Raw genomic sequence first — 3,594 nt, 5'->3', positions numbered from 1 at the left:
GGCTCCGATGTAGCGAACCTTGCCGCTTCGAACGAGATCGGTCAGCGCTTCCAGCGTCTCTTCGATCGGGGTCGAATTGTCCCAGAAATGAATTTGGTAGAGGTCGATGTAGTCGGTCGCMAGCCGCTTGAGGCTGGCCTCAGCCTCCGCGATGATTGCCTTGCGGGAAAGTCCGACCGCATTCGCTCCGTTGCGCATCTTGCCGTAGACCTTGGTGGCAATGACAACCTCATCACGCTGCACCATCTCCCTKAGCAGCTTGCCGATGATMTCCTCGCTGGTGCCGTCCGAGTAGGCATTGGCCGTGTCGAAGCAGTTTATGCCCTGTTCGAGTGCCTCTTTGATAAATGGCCTACTGTCGTCTTCGGACAAGGTCCAAGCATGGTTGCCGCGATCGGCGACGCCGAAACTCATGCAACCAAGAACCAGTTGCGAAATTTTGAGACCTGACCGGCCAAGCCGACGATATTCCATCTGTCATCTTCCTTCTGATACGGTTTTAGAGCCGAACTTGGCGAGCGACTGCGCCAGCTCTGGATGAGATTTGGCATATTCATGGAGATCGATTCCGGCGACCGCGGCATCCCAGGCCGCACGAACCGCTCTGACACCCGCCGACGGCCCGCYGGGATGGCTGACGACGCCACCACCACAAAGGTAAAGGTGGTCAAGCGTCTGCTCCGTCCTTCGATAGGTCTCAGGCGCCTGTCCACCCCATTGACCCGAACAAACGACCGGTAACGGGCGGTCGGCATCACTKAAGATMGGTTTCTGGAGATCATGGAACGACTGAACGAAAGACGCGTCCGGCTCCCAGTATTTGGCGGCAATGCMGTTGATCTGGAATTGGTCGACGCCGAGAAGTCGCCAAAGCTGTTGGTAGACCGAGAAATMGAACMCAAGACCAGGATGTCGGGTGAGAAGATCCCAGCCGTTGCGATGGGCGTGCAAGACAAGGGACGACCGCCGACGCAGGAACAGAAAAGCGCCCATGCCGATCGAATTGATGTTGATGACAGCGGCGTTTCCACCCTCGCGCACGACCAGGTCGTGCTTGCGAACCATCTCGTCGGGATCGACGTCGGAAATGCCGAAGGCATACATCACCTTCTTGCCGGTGCGCTGCTCCTGATCCCGGATGATCGGCATGATCGCTTTCACCCGCGCCTCCAACGAGGAGTACGGTGGCGACATCAGTTTCTCGTCGTCCTTGATGAAGTCGACACCGGACGCGACGAGTTCAGCAACCACCTGCGCCGTTTCGTCCGGGGTGAGGCMGAGCGCGGGCTTGATGATCGTGCCGATGATTGGCCTATTGTAGACGCCTGTCAGACGCCGGGAGCCTTCGATCCCAAATTGAGGCCCCGGGTAGACGCCTTCAAACTCTGGAGGCAGCTGCAGGCCGATGACCCTCAGCCCGGTGAATTCCTTGATCGACCAGACCCCGCCCAATGCAACCGTGGTGACTGCCGCGAGGTCAGTTCCGACAGCCTCCAGGGGATAGGCGATTGTTGTCTMCGCTCGGTTGAAKACTTCGCCCGCTGCAGGGAGCGAGGGAACCTCAACAGAGTCCAGTTTCTCGAAAGCGACCACGCGCGCGGCCGCGCGCGCCTTCAGTTGCGGCGTCTCTCCGGGCAGGTCAACAAATGTACCCGTCGACTKGTCGCTTCCGATCTTGACCGCCAAGGCCTCAGCGCTCCCGGCGGTCTCAATCCGATAGGTGACCAGAATGTCCGAGGGCCTGCGCTGAGCCAGATCCATCGCTATCATGCCTCCGGAACTGGCGCGGCTTCAGGGATGAGGCCGGACKACTTCAGGTCGGCCCAGAACGCAGCCGGAACCGGCGTCGAGATCGCGGCGACGTTTGCGGCGACGTGTTCGGGCGCCAGCGCTCCCTGAACCACCGCGGTCACTGCAGGATGTGCGTAGACAAATTGTGTCGCTGCAGTCGCAAGCGAGACGCCATGGCGCTCGCAGACGGCTTCGAGCGCCTCGACCTTGCGGACGATCGCTTCAGGCGCGGGCTGGCAATCGTAGGTGCGGGTGGTTGTCATCGACTTGCTACCCTCGGCGAGGATGCCGKAGTTGTAGATGCCAGCCGCAATGATACCGATGCCGCGACGCTGCATTTCTGGATAGAAATGATCKAGAGCGCCGTGGTTGAGCAGGGTGTAGCGCCCGGCGACCATGGAGCAGTCGAGATCAAATTCCTCTGCCACCTGCAGGACCGACGCGGTTTCATTGACGCCGAGGCCGATGGCCTTCACGGAGCCTGTGCTGMGCAGCTCGTCACACGCCTTGTAACCGCTCGATCTCAGCGCCGAAAGGTGGGTGCTATACGCCTCGCGGTGCCATTCGCCGCTCACGTCGTGGAGATAGAGGATGTCAATGTGGTCCATACCCAGGCGCTGCTGGCTATCTTCGAAAGCGCGCATGATGCCGTCATAGGAATAGTMGTAGTCATCGACGAATGGCAGCGCCTTCACCCAGTCGATGCCGTAAAGGCTCTCGGCGCGCTTTGCGCGGCTTTCCGGCTTGAGTATCCGCCCCGCCTTGGTGCTGACCACGACCTTGCCGATGAGATCGTTGTTGCGAAGGACATGGCCGAGGGAATGCTCGGACTTTCCAAGGCCGTAAAGGGGCGCGGTGTCGAAATAGCGGACACCCAAGTCGTATGCCTTGAGGACGACCGCCTCGAAAGTCTGGAAGCTCACATCGACATTGCACCCGCCGAGCGGCGAGGTACCCAGCCCTAGCGAGGTCAGCGTCACATCGGTCTTTCCAACTTTTCTCTTCAACATGATGGTCGATCCTATTTCCCTGGTGTAAGGCGGACGGCCGTATGGGCCGTCCGCCGTTGTCCGATTACATGTACTTCTCGACATTGGTGGAATCGAGCACGAGCCACGGCACGACGTAGTCCTTCTCGGTGCCGCCCTTCCATTCCATCAGCGAGCCCCAGATTTCGGACTGTGGCTTGTAGCTCTCGCCCTTGATCGCCCGCAGTGCGAGGTCGACCGCGCCCTGGCCTTCGGCGCGGGCGTACTTGTAGAGACTGACCGCCATCTCGCCCTTCTTCACGGCGCGCTTTGCGTCCGGGATGCCGTCGATCGCAAGAACGGGAACGGTCTTGAGATCGATGCCGGCGCTCTTCATGGCTTCGATCGCGCCAAGCGCCATCTCGTCGTTTTCCGCAAGGACGCCGTTGATCTCACCCGGGTGCGCGAGCAACCAGTTCTCCATGAGCGCCTGACCCTCGGCGCGGCTCCAGTTGCCTGTCTTGTCTTCGATGAGCTTGAKGTTCGGGAACTTGGCGAGACCAGCGTCGATGCCTGCGCGGCGCTCGATMTGGGCCGACTGGCCGATCGGACCCTCCATGAGGACGACGTTGCCGCCGTTCGGAAGGCGCTTGGCGAGTTCCTCAGCGATGATCCGGCCGCCTTCGGTATCGTTAACGATGATGGACGCGGTGTATTTCGTCKACTTGGTCTTGAGCGCMGACACGATAAGCGGGATTTTCGCTTCGGCGGCCTTTTCGATCGGCGGTGCCGAGGCCTCGAGGTCGAACGGTGACATGATGATCGCGTTGAATTG

The 3,594-nt window shown here is 60.2% G+C and carries 4 protein-coding genes; all 4 read right to left on the bottom strand.

Annotated features, from left to right (window positions below; translation table 11 throughout):
* The coding region (locus QD357_RS31515; protein WP_414125901.1) for an aldo/keto reductase at positions 1–474 on the bottom strand (474 nt) is incomplete at its 3' end.
* A gap of 3 nt (positions 475–477) precedes the next feature.
* Positions 478–1,761: a 3-oxo-isoapionate-4-phosphate decarboxylase OiaX gene (gene oiaX / locus QD357_RS31510; RefSeq protein ID WP_414125900.1), complete on the bottom strand. Its 1,284-nt coding sequence runs from the start codon at positions 1,759–1,761 to the stop codon at positions 478–480.
* Positions 1,762–1,766: 5 nt separating this feature from the next.
* Positions 1,767–2,801: an aldo/keto reductase gene (locus QD357_RS31505; protein ID WP_414125899.1), complete on the bottom strand. Its 1,035-nt coding sequence runs from the start codon at positions 2,799–2,801 to the stop codon at positions 1,767–1,769.
* Between the two features lie 64 nt (positions 2,802–2,865).
* Positions 2,866–3,594, bottom strand: a 729-nt coding sequence (locus QD357_RS31500) for a substrate-binding domain-containing protein (protein WP_414125898.1), incomplete at its 5' end; no start/stop codon positions are given.

The sequence above is a fragment of the Rhizobium sp. BR 317 genome (assembly GCF_047445835.1).
Lineage (GTDB): Bacteria > Pseudomonadota > Alphaproteobacteria > Rhizobiales > Rhizobiaceae > Rhizobium > Rhizobium paranaense.
The sequence above is the reverse complement of the archived record's forward strand: the minus strand, read 5'-3'. Positions and strand labels throughout refer to the sequence as shown.